The 20,697-nt window shown below is 42.6% G+C and carries 20 protein-coding genes and 1 tRNA gene; 12 read left to right on the top strand and 9 right to left on the bottom strand.

What is annotated here, in order from left to right; translation table 11 throughout:
• Window positions 1-7 precede the first annotated feature (7 nt).
• Window positions 8-1,033: a tRNA dihydrouridine synthase DusB gene (dusB, locus tag NI462_RS02635; RefSeq protein WP_253158949.1), complete on the top strand. Its 1,026-nt coding sequence runs from the start codon at window positions 8-10 to the stop codon at window positions 1,031-1,033.
• A 249-nt stretch (window positions 1,034-1,282) separates the two neighbouring features.
• Window positions 1,283-1,960: a hypothetical protein gene (locus NI462_RS02630; protein WP_004729893.1), complete on the top strand. Its 678-nt coding sequence runs from the start codon at window positions 1,283-1,285 to the stop codon at window positions 1,958-1,960.
• A gap of 55 nt (window positions 1,961-2,015) precedes the next feature.
• On the opposite strand, the gene NI462_RS02625 is transcribed toward NI462_RS02630, so the two are convergent.
• Entirely contained in the window at window positions 2,016-3,059 is a 1,044-nt protein-coding gene (locus NI462_RS02625) for an NAD(P)H-dependent flavin oxidoreductase (protein WP_253158947.1), read from the bottom strand.
• Between the two features lie 207 nt (window positions 3,060-3,266).
• Between NI462_RS02625 and NI462_RS02620 the strand changes: the two genes are divergently transcribed.
• The 3 genes from NI462_RS02620 to NI462_RS02610 all read left to right on the top strand — a co-directional run bounded on the left by NI462_RS02620 (window position 3,267) and on the right by NI462_RS02610 (window position 5,878).
• Window positions 3,267-4,526, top strand: a complete 1,260-nt coding sequence (locus NI462_RS02620; protein WP_253158945.1) for a putative DNA modification/repair radical SAM protein — start codon at window positions 3,267-3,269, stop codon at window positions 4,524-4,526.
• Window positions 4,526-5,305 (top strand): TIGR03915 family putative DNA repair protein, encoded by a 780-nt coding sequence (locus tag NI462_RS02615; protein ID WP_004279976.1) that lies wholly within the window; start codon window positions 4,526-4,528, stop codon window positions 5,303-5,305. The genes NI462_RS02620 and NI462_RS02615 overlap by 1 nt, the downstream gene beginning before the upstream one ends.
• A 63-nt stretch (window positions 5,306-5,368) precedes the next feature.
• The gene (locus NI462_RS02610; RefSeq protein WP_253099615.1) at window positions 5,369-5,878 is read left to right on the top strand and encodes a hypothetical protein; all 510 of its coding nucleotides are present in this window, start codon (window positions 5,369-5,371) and stop codon (window positions 5,876-5,878) included.
• Window positions 5,879-5,931: 53 nt separating this feature from the next.
• Here NI462_RS02610 and NI462_RS02605 read toward each other — a convergent pair whose 3' ends face one another.
• The 3 genes from NI462_RS02605 to metK all read right to left on the bottom strand — a co-directional run bounded on the left by NI462_RS02605 (window position 5,932) and on the right by metK (window position 9,251).
• Window positions 5,932-7,143: a YeeE/YedE family protein gene (locus tag NI462_RS02605; RefSeq protein WP_195724850.1), complete on the bottom strand. Its 1,212-nt coding sequence runs from the start codon at window positions 7,141-7,143 to the stop codon at window positions 5,932-5,934.
• Between the two features lie 266 nt (window positions 7,144-7,409).
• Window positions 7,410-7,754, bottom strand: coding sequence for a hypothetical protein (locus tag NI462_RS02600; protein WP_005104359.1), 345 nt, complete (start codon window positions 7,752-7,754; stop codon window positions 7,410-7,412).
• 330 nt (window positions 7,755-8,084) lie between these two features.
• Window positions 8,085-9,251 (bottom strand): methionine adenosyltransferase, encoded by a 1,167-nt coding sequence (gene metK, locus NI462_RS02595; RefSeq protein ID WP_004646663.1) that lies wholly within the window; start codon window positions 9,249-9,251, stop codon window positions 8,085-8,087.
• Window positions 9,252-9,724: 473 nt separating this feature from the next.
• On the opposite strand from metK, the gene NI462_RS02590 reads away from it, so the two are divergent.
• From NI462_RS02590 to NI462_RS02570, 5 genes are all read left to right on the top strand, one after another.
• Window positions 9,725-10,108 carry a pilin gene (locus NI462_RS02590; RefSeq protein WP_253158942.1) on the top strand — a complete coding sequence of 128 codons (384 nt, stop codon included), beginning with the start codon at window positions 9,725-9,727 and terminating at the stop codon, window positions 10,106-10,108.
• A 446-nt stretch (window positions 10,109-10,554) separates the two neighbouring features.
• Window positions 10,555-12,543, top strand: a complete 1,989-nt coding sequence (gene tkt / locus NI462_RS02585; protein WP_253158940.1) for a transketolase — start codon at window positions 10,555-10,557, stop codon at window positions 12,541-12,543.
• A gap of 134 nt (window positions 12,544-12,677) precedes the next feature.
• Complete coding sequence (locus tag NI462_RS02580) at window positions 12,678-12,893, top strand: hypothetical protein (RefSeq protein WP_180038561.1); 216 nt, start codon at window positions 12,678-12,680, stop codon at window positions 12,891-12,893.
• Window positions 12,894-13,068: 175 nt separating this feature from the next.
• Window positions 13,069-13,524, top strand: coding sequence for a GNAT family N-acetyltransferase (locus NI462_RS02575; RefSeq protein WP_253158938.1), 456 nt, complete (start codon window positions 13,069-13,071; stop codon window positions 13,522-13,524).
• 130 nt (window positions 13,525-13,654) lie between these two features.
• On the top strand, window positions 13,655-14,242 hold the full coding sequence (locus NI462_RS02570) for a YceI family protein (RefSeq protein ID WP_253158936.1): 588 nt from the start codon (window positions 13,655-13,657) through the stop codon (window positions 14,240-14,242).
• A 47-nt stretch (window positions 14,243-14,289) separates the two neighbouring features.
• On the opposite strand, the gene NI462_RS02565 is transcribed toward NI462_RS02570, so the two are convergent.
• A complete protein-coding gene (locus tag NI462_RS02565) occupies window positions 14,290-15,006 on the bottom strand; it encodes a glutamine amidotransferase (RefSeq protein ID WP_219309591.1) in 717 nt (238 codons plus the stop codon).
• Window positions 15,007-15,245: 239 nt separating this feature from the next.
• Between NI462_RS02565 and yfcF the strand changes: the two genes are divergently transcribed.
• Both yfcF and NI462_RS02555 read left to right on the top strand, forming a co-directional pair.
• Window positions 15,246-15,887 carry a glutathione transferase gene (gene yfcF, locus NI462_RS02560; RefSeq protein WP_253158934.1) on the top strand — a complete coding sequence of 214 codons (642 nt, stop codon included), beginning with the start codon at window positions 15,246-15,248 and terminating at the stop codon, window positions 15,885-15,887.
• 131 nt (window positions 15,888-16,018) lie between these two features.
• Window positions 16,019-16,960, top strand: coding sequence for a cation diffusion facilitator family transporter (locus NI462_RS02555; protein ID WP_253158932.1), 942 nt, complete (start codon window positions 16,019-16,021; stop codon window positions 16,958-16,960).
• 31 nt (window positions 16,961-16,991) lie between these two features.
• On the opposite strand, the gene NI462_RS02550 is transcribed toward NI462_RS02555, so the two are convergent.
• The 4 genes from NI462_RS02550 to cysS form a co-directional block, all read right to left on the bottom strand.
• Window positions 16,992-17,969, bottom strand: a complete 978-nt coding sequence (locus tag NI462_RS02550; protein ID WP_180038565.1) for a fatty acid desaturase family protein — start codon at window positions 17,967-17,969, stop codon at window positions 16,992-16,994.
• A 93-nt stretch (window positions 17,970-18,062) separates the two neighbouring features.
• Window positions 18,063-18,851, bottom strand: a complete 789-nt coding sequence (locus NI462_RS02545) for a PaaX family transcriptional regulator C-terminal domain-containing protein (protein WP_219309583.1) — start codon at window positions 18,849-18,851, stop codon at window positions 18,063-18,065.
• A gap of 190 nt (window positions 18,852-19,041) precedes the next feature.
• A tRNA-Gly gene (locus tag NI462_RS02540) sits at window positions 19,042-19,117 on the bottom strand.
• A gap of 62 nt (window positions 19,118-19,179) precedes the next feature.
• On the bottom strand, window positions 19,180-20,601 hold the full coding sequence (gene cysS / locus NI462_RS02535) for a cysteine--tRNA ligase (RefSeq protein ID WP_253158930.1): 1,422 nt from the start codon (window positions 20,599-20,601) through the stop codon (window positions 19,180-19,182).
• Window positions 20,602-20,697: the final 96 nt, after the last annotated feature.

The following is a 20,697-nucleotide window of genomic DNA, read 5'->3' as shown; positions in this document are numbered from 1 at the left end:
AATTTATATGTATATTGGTCCATATCAACTGTCAAACAATTTGATTGTCGCTCCCATGGCAGGTGTGACCGACCGACCGTTTAGAACCTTGTGCAAATACTTTGGTGCAGGCCATGCGGTCAGTGAAATGATGACATCTGACAAAACTTTGCGCATGAGTAAGAAAAGCTTATATCGTGCTAATTTTGATGGCGAACTGGCACCGATTTCAGCGCAGATTGCTGGTTCAGATCCGCAAGATCTAGCTGAAGCGGCACGTTATCAGGTGGCGAATGGCGCACAAATTGTTGATATTAATATGGGCTGCCCAGCCAAAAAGGTCTGTAACCGACTTGCCGGTTCTGCTTTATTGCAGGATGAAGATCTAGTTGCACGCATTCTGGATGCAGTCGTTGCCGCAGTTGACGTGCCAGTGACTTTAAAAACCCGTCTTGGTTATTTGAACGGCCAGGAAAATATTATGCGGGTCGCCAAACGGGCTGAACAAGCCGGGATTGCGGCACTGGCTTTACATGGCCGTACCCGTGAAGATATGTATCTGAATACCGCGCGTTATTCTTTAATCAAAGACGTAAAGGAAATGTTGAAGATTCCCGTGATTGCCAACGGAGATATCGACAGTCCTGAAAAAGCCAAATACGTGCTGGATTATACCGGTGCAGACGCAATTATGATTGGTCGTGCAGCACAAGGTCGGCCCTGGATTTTTCGTGAAATTGCCCATTATTTAAAAACTAGTCAACATCTTGACGCACCAAGTATTACAGAAGTTAAAGATGTACTGCTGGGACATTTGACAGAATTATACGAATTCTACGGCGAGTATTCCGGCTGCCGGATTTCCCGTAAACATATTGCCTGGTACACCAAAGGACTGCGTTCCAGTAACGAGTTTCGTCAAAGCATGTATCAGGTAGAAAATACCGCTGACCAGTATCGTGTGGTAGAAGATTATTTTAATGCACTGCTAGAACATGGTTTAACCATGAATGATGTACAGGTCGAGCAGGTGAATTTACTGGAAACCAAGTAATGAAGGGCAAAATTCAGCGAATCATGTAATATTTTTTGCATGAAATCCCTACCTTTTTTATCTTGAGCAGGCGGATTTTTGCATTCTGTTTACACTTCAGCCTGTCTAATACATAGCAGCACAGTTTGTTCACTTAAACTGGACAGGACTTGGACATTGCTTACTCAAGCTTCCTCTATGATGAACCTATCCAGATATAAACCAGATGTGATCCATCTTGTTTATCGTCATCATTGAGGGAGATCTGTAATGACAAATACCAATCGTCCAGTCACAGAGTTTAGCCATAAAACGTCAACGGAATTGCCACAAGAACGCAGTGAAGGCCTGAATATCAATCCGACTGATACTAATGCACGTCCAGATTTGAATACACCCGTGAAAGATAATCCTCGTGTTCCAGACATGAATGAAGGTGAAGATAATCTGGCTGCGACCAGTGCCGGTACTTTGGGTGGAGCTGCGGTAGGCGCAGTTGCAGGTCTGGTAGGTGGCCCTCCAGGTGCAGTGGTGGGTGGTATTATCGGTGGTGTTGTTGGCGGTATTGCAGGTAATGACATTGCGACACCTGATCATGAGAAACAGGCAGATAATTACCAGCACCCAGAGAACTTTCCTGAGGCAGATAACTATCGACATCCAGATCATTTGAGAGCAGAAGATAATTACTGGAGAGATGAGTATCATAATCGCCCGTATTTCAATGAAACGCGTAGCACATATGGCGATCTAGATTATGATCGTGATTATCGCGGTGCTTACCGGGTCGGTTATGAAAATCGTCCGATGTATGAGCATGATACGGATTTTGACCGTGCCGAACCTGAACTGCGTACCAAGTGGGAACAGTTAAAAGGTGAGTCCCGCCTCAACTGGGAAGAAGCGAAATTTGCAGTTAAAGATGCCTGGCATCGTGTCACACGCTAATTCTAGATAAATTAAAAACCTCTCCATGTGGAGAGGTTTTTTTATGATTCAAGTATTAAAGATGCTTCATTTCCAGTATGAGCTGGTTAATCAGATCGGAAGCTTCCATTTCACGAATCTGTGCCACGTTCGAACCTGCCCAGAATGCACCATAACCTTGATCCCCATGTTTGGCAGCAGCAGCATGTAATTGCTTGGCCAGATCATAAGTATATGGATAAGCGGGAACATCCAGCCGATCGGGTGTATCCACCTCAATATGCCAGTGGTTAATAATGCCACGTGCAGGACGACCGGAAATACTGGCACTCACCTGAGTGAGTGGCTTGGAAAATAAGGCTTTACGATAGGCATCATTGGCATTAGAAGATTTACACTGCACAAATGCAGTCCCAAGTTGCACGGCATCTGCACCGAAATCCATCATTTGACGCGCTTGCTCACCCGTCATAATCCCGCCTGCCGCTACAATCGGCAAGGAAGAATGCTGTTTGATCAGCTTCACCAGATTGGAGGTTTTGACTGAAGCATCAAACTTGGTCGAGAAAATCCCGCGATGGCCACCAGCCTCAATACCCTGCGCAATAATGATATCAATTCCGGCTGCTTCAATGGCTTTAGCTTCGGCATAATTGGTGGCAGATACCATGGTCAGAATCCCTGCTTGTTTTAGGGCTTGAATCTGATGCGGATGTGGAATCCCAAAATGAAAGCTGACTGCTCGCGGTTTGGTTTCCAAGACCAGATTCAGAAAGTCATCATTGTCTTTAAAACTCGGATAAATACACTCCAAATGATCTGGTGCCTGAGCGCCATATTCGGCAAATTTATCTTTAAACTGTGCAATCCATGCCTGCGCTACAGCCTCATCTACAGGAACAGTGTCATGACAGAAAAAATTGACCTGAAAAGGGCAATCTGTCAGTTCTCGAGTTTTTAAAATCTGTTGCCGAGCTGCATCAATACTGCTGGCCCCCAGACCCAGTGAACCCAAGCCGCCCTGATTGGACACTTCGGCAGCAAGCTCGGGCGTAGAGACACCTGCCATCGGTGCCAAGAAAATAGGATGTTTAATTCCGAGATTTTCTAATAAAGACATAGATTTGCTCCTTGTTATGCTTTTACTTTGCCTTTGAGCACAAAATTAAGCAAATCATATTGGTTATTTTATTTTGAAATACTGCAGCATGGGTTACGTGTTATTTACATTTCTTGCGACACGCTACGTCGCCAAGAAGATAGAACTTTTATTGGCCTAGAATTGAACACTTTATAATAGCTTTTTGGTCACATATTCTCTGAGCTCATGTCTGATCGTATCCGTGAAAAACTGCAAATTTTAGCCGATGCTGCCAAGTATGATGTGTCTTGTTCATCTAGTGGTAGCAACCGTAAAAATAAAGACAAGGGTGTGGGCAATACCGGGAATGGTATCTGTCATAGTTATACCGAAGATGGCCGCTGTGTGTCCTTATTGAAAATTCTGTTCTCTAATGTCTGTATTTTTGACTGTTCCTATTGTGTTTCGCGCCGTTCCAATGACGTCCAGCGTGCAGCATTTACCGTGCAGGAAGTCGTGGATTTGACCATGAATTTTTATCGGCGTAATTATATTGAGGGTCTGTTTCTCAGTTCGGGGATTTTTAAATCGGCCGATCACACCATGGAACGGATGCTGCAGGTGGTCAAAAAATTAAGACTCGAAGAAAACTTTAATGGTTATATTCATCTGAAAACCATTCCGGGTGCATCACAGGAGATCATTACCGAAGCCGGACTGTATGTCGACCGTATGAGTATTAATCTTGAAATGCCGACGGAAGCGGGACTGCAAAAATTTGCGCCTGAGAAAACCCATGCCGAAGTACAAAAAGACTTGGGCATTGTACGCGACCGGTTGATCCAGCTCAAAGATGAACGCAAGCTGATCAAGTCAGTCCCCAAGTTTGTACCTGCCGGACAAACCACACAGATGGTGGTGGGCGCGCATAGTGAAACCGATCAGGATATTATTTTGATGGCTGATCGGCATTACAAGGAATTCAAGCTGAAAAGGGTGTATTTCTCTGGTTATATCCCGATTAATCCTGAAGATAAAGCCTTACCCGCCATCGGTTCAGCACCGCCATTATTAAGAGAAAATCGTCTGTATCAATCTGACTGGCTGATGCGTTTTTATGGCTTTGCTGCTGATGAAATTGTCGATGAGCAGCATCCGAATCTGGAGCTGGATATTGATCCCAAACTCAGTTGGGCCTTGCGTCATCCTGAAGCCTTTCCGCTCGATATTAACCGTGCCGACTATAAAATGATTCTACGGGTACCTGGCATAGGGGTGCGTTCTGCCCAGAAAATTGTACAGGCCCGGCGTTTTGGACAGATTCATATTGACCAGCTAAGGCGCATGGGCGTGGCTTATAACCGGGCGCAGCATTTTATTCGCTGTGCGGATACACCGAAATTTAAGAAAGATCAGCACGCCCATCAGATTCGCCAGCAAATTTTGATGTCAGGGCAATCCAAATATCAGCAGCAACTTTCACCTCAATTAGGATTTGGTTTCTAGTGGCAAGTTACTGTTTTGATGGCAGCATGACTGGTCTGCTCAGTTGTGTATTTCGTGCTTTCGAGTTTAAAGAATTTAACGTGATAGTGACGGCCAATCCTCAAGCACAAACAGGTTTATTTGATGAATTTATCCATGTGGCCTCTAATGATCAGCATGGGCAGCGGGTGTGGCAGGGATTAAAGCAGAAAGTATCTTCCAGCAGTTTGCGTGCTTTTTACTATACGTTTTTGTCAGAGCAGGAAGCAGCGTTCCAGACTCTTTTTGATTTTGCAGTCTATGTCTTTCAAAACCAGCGTCCAGTCGATAAAGATTATGGTCATACTGCGGTGATCGGCATGTCGCAATGGGCCAAGCAAGTGGGGCGGGAAAAGCATCGTATGGAGGCTTTTGTACGCTTTAAAAAAGCCAAAGATGGTTTGTTTCTGAGTCTGGTCAGACCGGATTTTAATGTCTTGCCGATTATTTCCCGACATTTTCAGGAGCGTTATCAGGATCAAAGCTGGCTGATTTATGACGAGCAGCGTAATTACGGTATTTATTATGATTTAAGGCAGATGCATCAGGTCGAGATGAACGCTGAAATAATCGATCCACAAATCCGGATTGGTCATAGTCAATCATTCAGTATTGAACTGGATGATCAAGAGCTGCTATATGATCAGCTCTGGAAAGACTATTTTAACAGTGTGAATATTCAGGCGCGCAAGAACATGAAATTGCATATTCAATATGTGCCAAAGCGCTACTGGCGTTATATGAATGAGAAATTACTTTAAACAGTACATCAAGCTGCTTTCAGGCATAATAAGCATTGGTATATTTAAATTGAGTGTATAAACATGAAGGTATGGCTAACGTCATTAGCGCTGCTCACTGGATTAACTGCATGTTCGGAACAACCACAAAAACCGGTCGTAGATCCAGCCAAATATCAGGTTCAGACCGCACAGGAACTGCAGCAACGTTTTGATGCACTCAATGTCCAGTTAGCCCAAGACTTTCAGGAATTTAAGAAAGTCGAAAGCATTGCTTTCGCACACCAGTTTCCTTTAGATGTCAATAATCTGCAAAGCTTGAACCAGCATCTCGTTAGCAGTACCGCATTAAAACCCAGTAAAATCGCCTATTGCGATATGATGAATAGTTATTTTGCCGATATGTTCCGTTTGGGACATTACAATCTGGAACTGGTCGATGACATTAAATTGCCCAATGCCAAGAATGAAAATTTAAAAGCTAATTTCTCTGATGCTGATCATTTTTATACCTTTATTCTGGATCGTTATACGACTTATCGTCAGGTTCAGCAGACCATGGGTTATGGCTGTAATTTAAAAGCTGCGCTGTAAATCCTAAAGCCAGAAAAAAGCCCATCACAGATGGGCTTTTTTGATTTTAAGCATTAGCAACCGGTCAGTTTTTCAGACTGCGGTTTTTCATCCGAGAAGAAAATCGGACGAAGTTTTACCCCGATCCCGTTACCAATAAAAGCGAAGACCAGCCATAACCAGCCATGCAGACTACCCGACGCAATTCCACTGAAATATGCACCGATATTACAACCATAAGCTAAGCGTGCGCCGTAGCCCAGCATTATGCCACCTACAACAGCAGCAATCAGTGAACGTTTTGGAATATTGAAATTCGGCGCAAATTTACCTGCCAAACTCGCCGCCAACAAAGCACCTAGCATAATGCCGAAGTTCATCATTGAGGTAATATCAAACCATAATGATTCTGCCAGTGCTTTGGCATTGCCTGCTTTTTGCCAATAATCCCAAGAAGCTACATCAACACCTACGAGCGTAGCACCTTTGGCACCCCAAACTGCCAGCGCAGAGGTCACGCCCCAAGGACGACCTGCCAGTGCCAAAGTGGCAAAGTTGAGCAAGGTCAGAATAATACCGCCCCAAATCAGAGGCCATGGACCACGAACAAAGCGCTTCCAGCCCTGATATTCACTGCGTGGCTCAATTTCCAGGCTACCATGACGTTTCTTTTCAAAATAAACAGTCGCCGCAGCAATGATGGCAAAAACGATAAAGCTCAACAGCAATCCAGGGAGAACGCCTAAACTTTCTACCAGTGAAATCGGTTCAAGATGTGGCAGGGCAAACCACCAGTCAAGGTGCGAGGTGGCAATCACAGACCCGATACAGAAGAACAAGAGCGTCACCAGCATACGTGCGCTACCGCCACCTACAGTATACAATGTACCTGATGCACAGCCGCCACCAAGTTGCATGCCGATACCGAAAATAAAGGCACCAATCATGACTGACATGGAAACAGGATTAACGTTACCTTTAACTGGGTTGCCGAACAATTCACCTGCACCTAAAGCGGGGAAGAACAGTAAAACTGCCAGCGCCAGCATAATCATCTGCGCACGTAAACCACGGCCGCGACGTTCCTTGATAAAGACACGCCAGCTCGAAGTAAAACCAAATGAAGCATGGTACAGGGTCATGCCCAGTGCACCACCAACCAAAAATAATAGGGCCTGATTTAAGCCTACGATTTGATAGGCACCGATTGTACCTATGATAAGCAAAATAAAAGCTGCCCAGACCGAAATATTCGACCGTTGGGAAGCAGCAACAATGACTGACATGGGAGATTAAATTTTAAAAATAAAGGCTGGTATTCTACTGAATTTCAGTTTAAATGCAGCCCGTTTTGCCGATTCAATCACAATTAAGTCATTCTAATACTTGATAAGTTTTATCAATTTATTTGATTTTATCGAATCATTTAGATAAAAAATTGATCCCATCAAGAAATAATGCAATTTCAATTTAGATCATTCGATATTTAAAATCATCTCTGATAAAAAAGCCTGCAATCGCAGGCTTTTAAACATCAAGCTGAATCCTAAAATCAGTTTTCAGCTTTTTCCCGAACTTCTCCGGCACCTTCCTCAACTGCCGCAGCTGTTGCTGCAGTTGCTTTACGTGCTGCTTCCGCAGTGGCATCTGCTGCTCTAGACGTTGCAGCAGCTGCTTCGTCCGCTGCCTGAGCAGTATTTTCCGCGGCATTATCCATTGCTCGTTCGGTTTCTACCGCAGCCTCACGGCTGGCATCTTCCATATCATGACCGGCTTGATTGGCTGCATTTTCTAAATGCTCACCTGTGGTTGCGCCGGTTTCAGGCGCTTCTTCTTTACTACAGCCGACTAAGGCAACAGTGGTCGCCAAACCTAAAGCAATCAGTAATTTATTCATCGAGTAATATCCTTTTGTTGTTGTAGAGCTGCAATCTAATTTAGCAGCCATTTGTTTAGATTTATGCTAGCAAATAGATCAACATTTGTTGATTAACTGTAACTTTTTTCGATACTTATACTGTAATGGCACAGTCGGAAGTTGTTTAAAGTTTCATGGAATAGTGATATTCACAGAGAGGGGAGCTTCAAAACTATCATTCGACATGCAGATTATAGTATGAAGTTTGGTATTTAGATATTTGGCATCATGAGCCAGAGATAATTCTAAAAATGAAGAAATGAAAGACATAAAAAAGCCCGCATGATGCAGGCTTTTTTTAAGAAAAACTTATAGACCAGCAGAGGCTTTAAGCGCTTCCACTTTGTCAGTTTTTTCCCAAGTAAATGCAGTATCTGAACCTTCACGACCGAAGTGACCATAAGCAGCAGTTTGCTTATACATTGGCTGGATCAGGTCAAGCATACGGGTAATGCCATATGGACGTAAGTCGAAATGTTCACGAACCAGTGCAATAATCAATTCTTCAGAGACTTTTGCAGTATTGAATGTATTGATTGAAATTGAAGTTGGCTCAGCAACACCAATCGCATAAGACACCTGAATCTCACACTTGTCAGCCAAGCCAGCAGCAACGATGTTTTTCGCCACATAACGACCTGCATACGCAGCAGAGCGGTCAACTTTAGATGGATCTTTACCAGAGAAAGCACCACCGCCGTGACGTGCCATACCGCCGTAGGTATCTACGATAATTTTACGGCCAGTCAAACCACAGTCACCTACAGGACCACCGATCACAAACATACCCGTTGGGTTGATGTGGAATTTGGTGTCTGCATGGAACATGTCAGCAGGAATGATTTTCTTCACGATTTCTTCAATCACAGCTTCTTTCAGGTTTGCTTGAGTGATTTCAGGATCATGTTGAGTCGAAAGAACGACAGCATCTAAACGAACTGGTACGCCATTTTCATAAGCAAAAGTTACCTGACTTTTTGCATCTGGGCGTAACCATGGCAAGGTGCCATTACGGCGTAATTCAGCCTGCTTTTCCATTAAGCGATGCGCATATGAAATCGGTGCAGGCATTAATACATCAGTTTCGCGGCTTGCATAACCGAACATTAAACCTTGGTCGCCGGCACCCTGATCTTCAGGTTTCTGGCGGTCTACACCCTGAGCAATTTCAGGTGACTGTTTACCAATCATGTTGATCACGGCACAGGTTGAACCATCAAAACCAAGATCAGAATGGTGATAACCAATTCCGTTTACGGTATGACGTACAATTGCCTCAAAATCAACATTTGCTGTCGTTGTGATTTCACCGGCAAGTACAACCGCACCTGTTTTTACAAGCGTTTCACAAGCAACCCGTGCATATGGGTCTTCTTTTAAGATTGCATCCAAAATAGCGTCACTGATTTGGTCAGCCATTTTATCTGGATGGCCTTCGCTTACAGATTCCGAAGTAAATACAGCGTACTCGCGCATAGTCCTATCACAGTTAATTTTAAAGACCCGATATGTTACATCGAGTTGCGCTCTAGGACTAGCTTAACACGACAAAATTGGTCGAAATTGTTTCAAATTATTGTGTTTTTAATTGATTAATAGAATTAAAAAAATTGATATGTCGATTTAACCGTCATTGCTGATTTGGCAAGGAGCGACAAATTAATCCGGATTTTCCCAGATGTAGCAAAATTAAACAGTTATATTCTCGAATAAATTTTAAAAGATCGTTGATTGGAAAAATATAAAGCTAAAATCTGAGCAATTTTCAGGAAAGTGATCATTACATTAATACGCTCGCATGTGATTCAACATGATTCGACTAGCTGTATTGTGGTTGCATCGGCTTCTCTGCATATTAGGCCTAAGGTTTCACTACTGGCCGGTTAAGCATGGCCAAGATTCTTTTTGTATGGACTTCTTGGAGCAAGACTGTACGGAGATCAGAAATCATGTATCAAAAGGCATTTACCCTGATTGAAGTGCTGATCGTGCTCATCATTATCGCGATTTTAGTAACGATGGCTTTTATGAGTTATCAAGCTTATATCGTACGTAATCAATTGGCCGAAGTATTTGAGCAAGCTGGAGCATATCGAACCCAGTTTATTGCTTCGGATCAGCACTGTGATGCCGGACGTGAGATTGGTGGGCATGGTCAATATATCGAAAAAGTGATCATTAATGCCGCATGCCGGATAGAGTTCAAGATACGAGAGCAGGGAGTAGATGCTGCGATTCGCGGGAAATCGGTTGCTTTTGACGTTCATAGTGGCAAATGTTACTCCACTGATATTCAGCAGCGCTATTTGCCTAAAGACTGTCAGGGACAATAAGTCTACCGAGGTTGGAAATTAGCCTAAGCAAATTAGATTTTCACCTGTATATCAAACAATCCTGCCAATATTTTATAAAATTTAATACAAATTACATTATGAATAGATCAGAGAGTCATATAAATTTTCTTCAAAAATAATAGTGTGAGACATATGAAATAGAAACAAAATCAGCATAAATTCAATCCTGTTTATCAGCTTGGAATCCAGATACAGAAACTAAAGTCGCTTTTGAAATGAAGGATAATTCAATCTGAAAATCAGCACAGAGAACCGAAGCCGAAGAAGAAATGTGGAATAATTGTACGATAAGGCAAGAGACACTCAATAAACTGATAAATATTGTTGGTTAGTCTTTACCCCTCGCTGTTTTTTTAAGACAATAGACAGCAGTTTTGAAAGTCTTTTCATCATTTCCTATTTCTGAATATTTTGGACTCTGATTTATGACAACCCCGCTTAATGAACGTCGTATTGCAAACGCAATTCGTGTATTGGCAATGGATGCTGTGCAAAAAGCAAACTCAGGACATCCAGGTGCTCCAATGGGGATGGCAGATATCGCTGATGTGGTTTGGCGTGAATTCATGAACCACAACCCGACCAACCCGAATTGGGCAAACCGTGACCGTTTTGTATTATCAAATGGCCATGGCTCTATGCTTCAATATGCGCTTCTTCATTTAACGGGCTACGATCTTTCGATTGAAGATCTTAAAGCATTCCGTCAACTTCATTCTAAAACACCTGGCCACCCGGAATTGGGTTATGCACCAGGGATTGAAACGACGACTGGTCCTTTAGGTCAAGGCATTGCGAATGCTGTTGGTTTTGCACTGGCTGAAAAAACCCTAGCTGCACAATTTAACAAAGACGACATCCAAGTTGTAGATCACTTCACTTACTGTTTCCTGGGCGATGGCTGTTTGATGGAAGGTGTTTCTCACGAAGCATGTTCTTTGGCAGGAACATTGGGTCTAGGCAAACTGATTGCTTACTATGACGACAATGGCATCTCGATTGATGGCGAAGTGGAAGGCTGGTTCTCTGACGATACAGAACAACGCTTCTTGGCGTACGGCTGGCAAGTGATTAAAGTTGATGGTCACGATGCAGATGCAATCCGTCAGGCAACTGTTGAGGCGAAAGCTGAAACTGCTAAACCAACCATCATTATCTGTAAAACCGTGATTGGTTTGGGTTCACCAAACAAGCAAGGTAAAGAAGACAGTCATGGTGCACCACTCGGTCATGACGAAATCGTCTTGACTCGTGAAGCACTAGGCTGGACTGATGAAGCATTTGTAATTCCTGAAGATGTTTATGCAGCTTGGGATGCGAAAGCCAAAGGTGCTGAATCAGAAGCAGCTTGGAACGAAACATTTGCTGCTTATGCTGCAAAATATCCAACTGAAGCAGCTGAGCTTAAACGTCGTTTATCTGGTGAATTACCGGCTGACTTCGTTGCAAAAGCGGATGCTTATATTGCAGAAGTGAATGCCAAAGCTGAAACGATCGCAACGCGTAAAGCGAGCCAAAATGCATTGCAAGCACTTGTTCCATTATTGCCAGAAGTTCTAGGTGGTTCTGCGGACCTTGCAGGTTCTAACCTGACCCTTTGGAAAGGCGCGCAAGGCGTACAGGACAATCCGGCAGGTAACTACGTACACTATGGCGTACGTGAATTCGGTATGACTGCAATCGCGAATGGTGTTGCACTGCATGGCGGTTTCATTCCTTACGTAGCAACATTCCTGATGTTTATGGAATATGCACGTAATGCCGTACGTATGTCTGCATTGATGAAACAACGCGTGATCCATGTGTATACACATGACTCAATTGGTCTGGGTGAAGATGGTCCAACGCATCAACCTGTTGAGCAGATCGCATCACTTCGTGGTACACCAAACCTGAATACATGGCGTCCATGTGACACCGTTGAAGCAGCAATTTCCTGGAAATCTGCATTAACGCGTGCTGAAGGTCCGACCGCATTGATTTTCTCTCGTCAGAACTTGCCATTCCAAACCCGTACTCAAGCTCAAATTGAGAACGCTGCGAAAGGTGGTTATGTACTGGCTGAAGAAAAAGGCGAATTGAAAGCCATCATTATCGCAACTGGTTCTGAAGTATCTCTGGCAATGGAAGCTTATGCACAGCTTGAAGGCGTGCGTGTAGTATCTATGCCATGTGCTGAAGAATTCATGAAGCAGGATGCAGCTTATCGTGAAGCGGTTCTGCCATCAAATATTCGTGCACGTGTTGCTGTTGAAGCTGCACATGTAGATTACTGGTGGAAATTTGTGGGTCTTGATGGTCGCGTCATCGGTATGACCACTTATGGTGAATCTGCACCTGCAAAAGATCTGTTCCAGTTCTTCGGTATTACCACTGAAGCAGTGGTTGCAGCTGTAAAAGAGATTACTGCATAATCAACTGATTAGGCGGTTTATTAAAAGGCGCTCCAATTTTGGGGCGTCTTTTGTTTTTTCGCTTTTTAGCGTTGTTTTCATGTGGCAACCGTTAGAAAGCTCTCCCATAGTCGAAATGAAAGAGTGAGATGAACATGAGCTTGTATGAACAAATTAACGATGAAATTACTTTAATGGATGCAGGCGAACTCAAGTGGATCGGACAGGAGTTAGCTCTTGAAGCGATGGTTGCAGTTGATTTAATGCTGCAAGAATTAGCCGAAGAAAAGGTTATTAAAGTGCGTCGTAAAAATCATGAAAAGACGACTGGCCTAAAACAGGTTGATCGTATTCTGGTTGAAAAACTTTAAACATAAAGCGTGAAAAGTCCCTGATTGGGGCTTTTTTTATGCCGGATGATTTTCATCTGATAGGTTGCTTATAAGCACCAGATGAGATAAAGCTAAGTTTAGGCCGCTATAAAAATTCAGCGACCACTATCGAAACGACTTAAATTAAAGAAATAAGCCAAAGAAGCAGTTAAACATGAATATACAGCCCCAGATCCAGATCAAATCTCTAGAGCAAATATCACAGCCGGAATGGCTATTTTTATGGCAAGACTATCAACGCTTTTATCAGACCCAAATTTCGGATGAGGTGAGTGAAAATACCTGGGATAAATTAACCAATTATGAATTAGATTCAATGTACGGTTTTTCGGCGCTGATGGATGGAAAGGTCGTGGGGATTGTGCATGTTATCGAACATAATAGTAGCTGGACAGTAAGACCTTATGCCTATTTGCAGGATCTATTTACCCATCCTGACTATCGGGGAAAGGGTGTGGCGCGTAAGTTGATTCAACATGTCTATCAGGTTGCACAGCAGCGTAATTGCGACCGGGTTTACTGGCTGACTCAGGAATCAAATCATCAGGCACAAGCGTTGTATAACAAAGTCGCCAAGAAAACTGGATTCATCCAGTACCGTATGGATTAAAGCTCAAAAATTAAAAAAAATAACTTACAATTTTATCGTTTCATCACTGCAACAAAACGTTTTATCTTTAGGGCTGTAAACGGTTCCAGATTCTATACACTTAATAACATCCAAAACGTGAGATAAAAACATGAATTTCAAAACATTAGTATTAGGCTTGGCGGTCGCATCTGTAGCAACAGTTTCTATGGCAAAACCAGTGGGCTATACGATTGACCCGACTCATTCAGCAACTATTTTCTCTTGGAGCCACTTTGGTTTCTCTACACCATCTGCAAACTTCAGTGACATCCAAGGTACCATTAATGTTGATAATGCAAAACCTGCGAATTCTTCGGTTAATGTGAACATCCCGGTTGCAAGCATTAATACGAATGTGAAAGCACTGGATGACCATATTAAGACAGCAGAATTTTTTGATGCTGCCAAATATCCGAATATCACTTTTAAAAGTACTAAAGTTCAGGCTTTAGGCAAAAACAAATACAAAATCACCGGTAACTTAACCGTGAAAGATGTCACTAAACCTGTGGTACTGGATGCGGTTTTAAACAAACAAGGTGTGCACCCAATGACAAAATTACAAACGATTGGTTTTAATGCAACCACTTCATTTAACCGTTCAGCCTTTGGGGTAGGCGGTTATGTTCCAAATGTGGGCGATAAAATTACAGTGAACATTACTACTGAGGCTTCTGTACCTGCTCCGAAAAAGTAAGAATGACAAATTAAAAAAGCACCCAACAGGGTGCTTTTTTATTACGGTTATTTAAGTTGCAGGTTTTCTAAATAATGCATCAATACCGAACTGGCTGCCTGTTCAAGCGCGGGCGCATAGCTTTGATGATCCGCCCGTAAGGCGGGAATATTGATCTGGGCTTTGCGTAACTCACAGGTATGTCCAATCAGCCATTTCTCTAAACTTTCACTGGCCACTTCAGCATGGAATTGTAGTGCCAGAATGTTCTGTCCTACCCGAAAGGCCTGATTTGGATAAAGATCAGAGCTGGCCAGCAATTCAGCCTGTTCAGGTAGGTCAAAGGTATCACCATGCCAATGCAGGACGTCAATATCATCCAGAGCTTTTAGTGGATTATTTTCAATAGAAGCAAGACTGAGTTTAGACCAGTCAATTTCCTTTACATCTCCTGGATAGACTTCAGCATCCAATGCAGCAGCAATTAATTGCGCACCTAAACAGATGCCTAATGTCGGTAAATTCTTTTGCAGGCGAACTTTAAGTAAGTCTATTTCCTGTTGTAAAAAAGGATAATCCTCAGTTTCATAGACTGCAATCGGGCCACCGAGAATGACTGTTAATCCGGGATGTTCAAAAGCCTTAGTGAGATCATCGATACCGGCTTCGAAATAACGCACACGTAAGCCGAGCTGATAAAAAATATCTTCCCAAGCGCCTAAGTCTTCAAAAGCGAGATGTTGAATGGCATAAACGGTATCGGGGAGGTGGGCTAAGTTCAGCATAGTTTTTTGATATCAAGAGAATGATTTAATTTAACGTGAATCAAAAGCAAAATAAAAGGCTTTATCTACCGATCCTGTGCAAAATAGAAAATAATGAATATCGCTTCGCTATCGGCAACTGTATAAACATTTTTGTGTGATTGCTACATGAAGCGGGTCATTTTCCTTTTATATAGGAAAGAGAGTAGAGTAAGGCTGCCGTACTGAATAAAAACAACAAGCCTATCAGGATCAAGGATATGCAAAATATAAGTTTATATGTCGATAAAAACAGAATCAGCCCTTATGCCATGTCGGTCTATGTTGCCTTAAAAGAAAAGGGTTTAGATTTTCAGGAAATAGTGGTCGATTTAGATCAGCAGCAACAGAAATCTGAGGCTTATCAAGCCATTTGCCCAAGTGCTAAAGTTCCGTGTTTAACGCTAGATCATTTTAGTCTGTTTGAATCATGGGCAATCACTGAATACTTGGAGGATGTCTTTCCAGCACCTAATTATCCGGCATTATATCCAAAGGAAATTCAGGCCAGAGCCAAATGTCGCGCCCTACAAGCCTTGGTCAAAACCGATTTTATGCAAATCCGCCAGCAAATGCCTTCTGATTCGGTATTTCATCCAGCAAAAATATCTACACCTCTTACAGCTCCGATCACTGAAGAAATTCAGCGCTTGGTGAATGTGGCAGAACATATGCTGGAGGACATATGGTTGACTGAACACTGGTCCATTGCAGACTTTGATTTGGCCTTTATTTTGCATCGTCTGCTGAGTCATCAGGTGAAACTTCCTGTGAAAATAATAGAATATGTCGAGCGTAATTTTAAGCGTGCTTCGGTACAGGCGTGGCTGGCAGAGCATGAAAAAGCTAAAACTTTAATTTAATGCCGACTGATAAAACAGTTCATAAAAAACCTACTTAAATATATAAAATTCAAGCGTAATATGAATCAGAAGAAAACTTGAAAAGATGCTGAGGATATAGTCCTCATTGAATAAGAAGGAAGGAGTGGCCGGTGGGGAATTCACATCATCATGAACATAGTCATGTCGCCGTGACTGCAAAAAATGCCAAAAAATTATCAATAGCGTTGGCATTAACCACGACTTTTTTAATTGTGGAAGTGATTGCTGGTTTTCTAACTCAAAGTTTGGCCTTACTTTCTGATGCTGCGCATATGTTTACCGATGCTGCTGCATTGGCTATTGCTTTAGTCGCTATCAAAATTGGACAAAAACCGGCAGACAATAAACGGACATTTGGTTATCAGCGTTTTGAAATTCTGGCTGCCCTGTTTAATGCCGTGATGCTATTTGTGGTTGCGATTTATATTTTGTTTGAAGCTTATCAGCGTTTGAGTCATCCGCCGGAAATCCAGAGCTTGGGCATGATGAGCGTGGCCACCTTGGGGCTAATCATTAATCTGATTTCCATGAAAATTCTGGTATCCAGCAGTCAGGAAAGCCTCAATGTCAAAGGCGCTTATCTGGAAGTGCTGAGTGATGCGTTGGGATCTGTAGGCGTGATTATTGGAGCGCTAGTGATTTATTTCACCGGCTGGATGTGGATAGATACACTCATTGCAGTATTAATCGGATTTTGGGTATTGCCAAGAACCTGGGTTTTGCTGAAACAGAGCATCAATATTCTGCTTGAAGGTGTGCCGGAGGAAATTGATATTGAAAAATTACGTCACGATCTCTTGGCGCTTGACGGGGTCCAGGATATTCATCAGCTCAAGGTCTGGGCGATTACTTCCAAAAAAGTCATGCTGACAGTGCATCTGGTTGCGCCGAATGTGGATTATCGGAAACTGCGTCATCAAGCTTTCGAGATGCTCCACCATGAGCATCATATTACCGAGATGACCTTGCAGATCGAAGCGGAAGACTGCCCACTAGAACATCGGGGACAATCCTCACATCCGCATTCACATGCCGAAAGCCATCCACATTGAAATTGAATAGTCTCAACCGCAGAAATATTTTTTATTTTTTTAAAAGTGAGCGAATCACATCCAGATAACTTGGCGGAGCATCGACATACTGACGCTCCCTTAACATCTGATGCATTTTCGCCAGCTTTTGATGCGGCACAGAGGCCATCAAATGATGTTCAATATGATAGTTCACATGAATTGGGGCTACAAAAGCACGTGCCAGCCAGTCTGCACGGGTGGTGCGGGTATTGCTAAGGGCAGAATGACTGGTTTCTAATCCGGCATGCTCAGCCATGGCTCGGATGCGGATGAACAAAGGAAATGGAGTGATATAGGCGAGAGGCCATAATAAATACAGTTTGGGATGCCCACTGGCCCAAAGAGCAGAAAAAATTGCTGCATTTGAGATGAGCATACCGGAACTGTTCTTAAATAGATTCTTTGCTAACTCTAAATTGCTGCGATCACCACGCGGAATTGGCTTGGGGTCATTGGAAACACTCCATTCCAGTAATTCAAGATCCATCAATATCCGACCAGCGAGAAATTTAAGCCCAGATTGCCCATTCAGGTCACGGAAGAATTTCCTGAATAGTGAGCTTTGAGTAATAGGGAAATTCTTCACCAACCCCAAGTCAGGATCATCAGGCTGCGAGGTTTTAGCATGATGTTTCAAATGGTAAGGACGATACTTGCTGACATCATTCCAGATCGGGCGTGCACAGAGCCAATCAGTCAGATGGGTATTTAACCATTTGGTTTTGAACAGGCTATGGTGCGAGGCATCATGCATCAAAATAGCCATCGCAAGCTGGCGTCCAGCAAGAATGGCCAATGCCAGCGCGCACATCAGGACTTTTCCCCACGTAGGTAAATATTCCCAGCTATAGGCGACCGTGCCAAAGGTCATGACAATTACGGTCCATGTCGAACCTACTGCCCAAGCACCATGCAAGTCTGAGGTCGTGGTGAGTTCTTTAATTTCATCACGACTAAAAAGTTCTGTGACACTGACCTTGCTGTTCATTCTTCTGCCTATATTTAGTTCTTATTGCTATATTCAATATATTTGGATGAAATATTACAGTCAATTTATTTTTGTGTATAAAAAAGAAATAATTTAGAGCCCTTGGTCTTTAAAATAGTGTTGCCATAAAAGTTGTCCCTGTTTTTCTATTTTGCGGACTGCGAGCTCAAATTGTTGTCGAGCCTCGGTATCTATCCATTCTGCAGGAAGCAAAGGGTCAGCACGCAAACTAAATAGGGCAGATTTACCTAAATAAAAAGCACTTTTTGCAGCCTCTGCTAAAGTCAGATTTTGGTAATTTTCAAACCAGTCGTTAATATCATGCTGTACTTGATGATAGGTCTGATGTAGCTCTTCGATATCCCATAAATCACGAATTTCGGTTTCACTTTCCAGTTGACTGACTTGAAAAAAACGTGCGTCAGGATCTAATCCAAACTGGATTACAGCTGTTTTTAATGGACTTAGATTTAGCGTTAAATTATCGGGACGAATAAAAACATTTTGCTCTAGTTCCTGAAAACCATAATAACGTAGCGCTTTTTCCCTTTTAGATAATGCCGTACGGTCTACACGTCCCAAAGTACCGGTATAGACCAGCACATATTTTCCGTTCCATGTAGTCGCCGTTTGCATATCAGGATGTTTGTTTAAGCTGATAAAAGAAGTATCGAATTTTTTCTCTAGCAATTGATACACGCCGCGCTCTACAGCTTGAATGACATTTTCCTGATTTAATCGGGCTACAGCGACACGGATACCATTGTCAGATATACCTAATAATTCAGCAGCAGCTAAGATCCGCTTAATAGACAGGGTGGAGTTTTTAGATGCATATAAAAGATCTAGAATTAGATGACGAGCATTTAATTTATAAGTCATGAAACGATATCGTTATGAAAGGGATTGAAAGTTTTAAAGTTTATCCACAATAGCACTTTGTCATGACTAACCCAAAAAAATGTCAAGGTAAAAAAGGATGAATAAGTGATTTGAGATATGCATTTTATTAATAAATTTTTTCAAACACAATAAAAAAACCCATATCTTTCGATAAGGGTTTTTCGTATTCTGGAGCGGGAAAGGAGACTCGAACTCCCGACCCCAACCTTGGCAAGGTTATGCTCTACCAACTGAGCTATTCCCGCAATGAGGTGAATTATAGAGAATTCCACAGCAGTGTCAACTCCCTATAAATCTGTTTGATTAATTAATCAGCACGACGCCAAACTGTACCTTGACGGGTATCCTCAAGTACCACGCCTTGATCAAGTAAAGATTGACGAATCTCATCCGCACGTGCGAACTCTTTGGCTTTCTTGGCATCCTGACGCTGTTGAATCAAATCTTCAATTTGTTCAGGTGACAATCCTAGAGCTTCTTGACCAATGTCAGATTTGAGGAACTCATCTACATTTTGCTGTACCAGACCGAGAATATTGGTCAGGTGACGTAAAGTTGCGTAGTAGATCGCTGCCTGTTCCGCATTTTCTTCTTTCACGGTACGATTCAGCTCTTTATTGATTTCGAACAATACCGCAATCGCTTCAGGCGTATTGAAATCATCACGCATAGCGGCATTGAAACGCTCAACCAAAGCCTCATCCAGAGTTTCAATCAGATGATCACCATAAACCGCCTGATAGGTTTTAAAAGAATGGTAGAAACGAGACAAGGTATTTTTTGCTTCTTTTAAGGCAACATCCGAGTAATTCACCGGGCTACGATAATGGGAAGACACAATGAAATAACGCACCACTTCCGGATGGAATTTTTCAATCACGTCGCGAATAGTGAAGAAATTGCCTAAAGACTTCGACATTTTCTCGCCATCGACATTAATAAATCCGGCATGCATCCAGTAATTGACATACTGTTCACCAGTAGAAGCTTCAGATTGTGCAATTTCATTTTCATGGTGCGGGAAGGTCAAATCAGCACCGCCGCCATGAATATCGAAATGATTGCCTAGGCAGCAGGTCGACATTGCTGAACATTCAATATGCCAACCCGGACGGCCATTACCCCAAGGGGAAGCCCATGACGGTTCATTTTCCTTGGCATGTTTCCACAGTACAAAGTCAAATGGATGTTTCTTTTCAACTTCGACATCGACACGTTCAGACGCACCCGCTTGCATATCTTCCAGTTTACGGCCAGAAAGACGACCATATTTGGCAAACTTCTCGACCTCAAAGTAGACATCACCATTATTGGATGGATAAGCCGTACCTTTGTCGACCAGGTTGCTGATCATATCCTGCATTTGATCGATATAATCTGTCGCTTTAGGTGCTACATCAGGTGCAAGGCAGCCCAGTTTGGAAAAGTCTTCATTCATCGCATCAATAAAGCGACCTGTTAATTCTGAGATACTTTCGCCATTTTCATTGGCACGTTTAATAATTTTGTCGTCAATATCCGTAATATTACGCACATATTTGACTTTCCAGCCTTGGCTACGCAGGAAGCGGATAATATAGTCAAATGCAACCACTGTACGTGCATGTCCAATATGACAGTAGTCATAAACCGTCATTCCACAGACATACAGGTCAATCTGACCTTCAACACGAGGTACGAATTCTACTTTTTTGCGTTGCTCTGAGTTATATAGAACAAATGGTTGCATAGCTGTTCAAAAGACTTCAAATAAAAGGATGAATCATCTTAACCTAAGCATAATTATTCATAAAGATAAAAGCGTAAAAAGCCTCAGTTATTTAGG

Origin of the sequence: Acinetobacter lwoffii (assembly GCF_024129715.1) — a bacterium.
Classification (GTDB): domain Bacteria; phylum Pseudomonadota; class Gammaproteobacteria; order Pseudomonadales; family Moraxellaceae; genus Acinetobacter; species Acinetobacter lwoffii_U.
The sequence above is the reverse complement of the archived record's forward strand: the minus strand, read 5'-3'. Positions and strand labels throughout refer to the sequence as shown.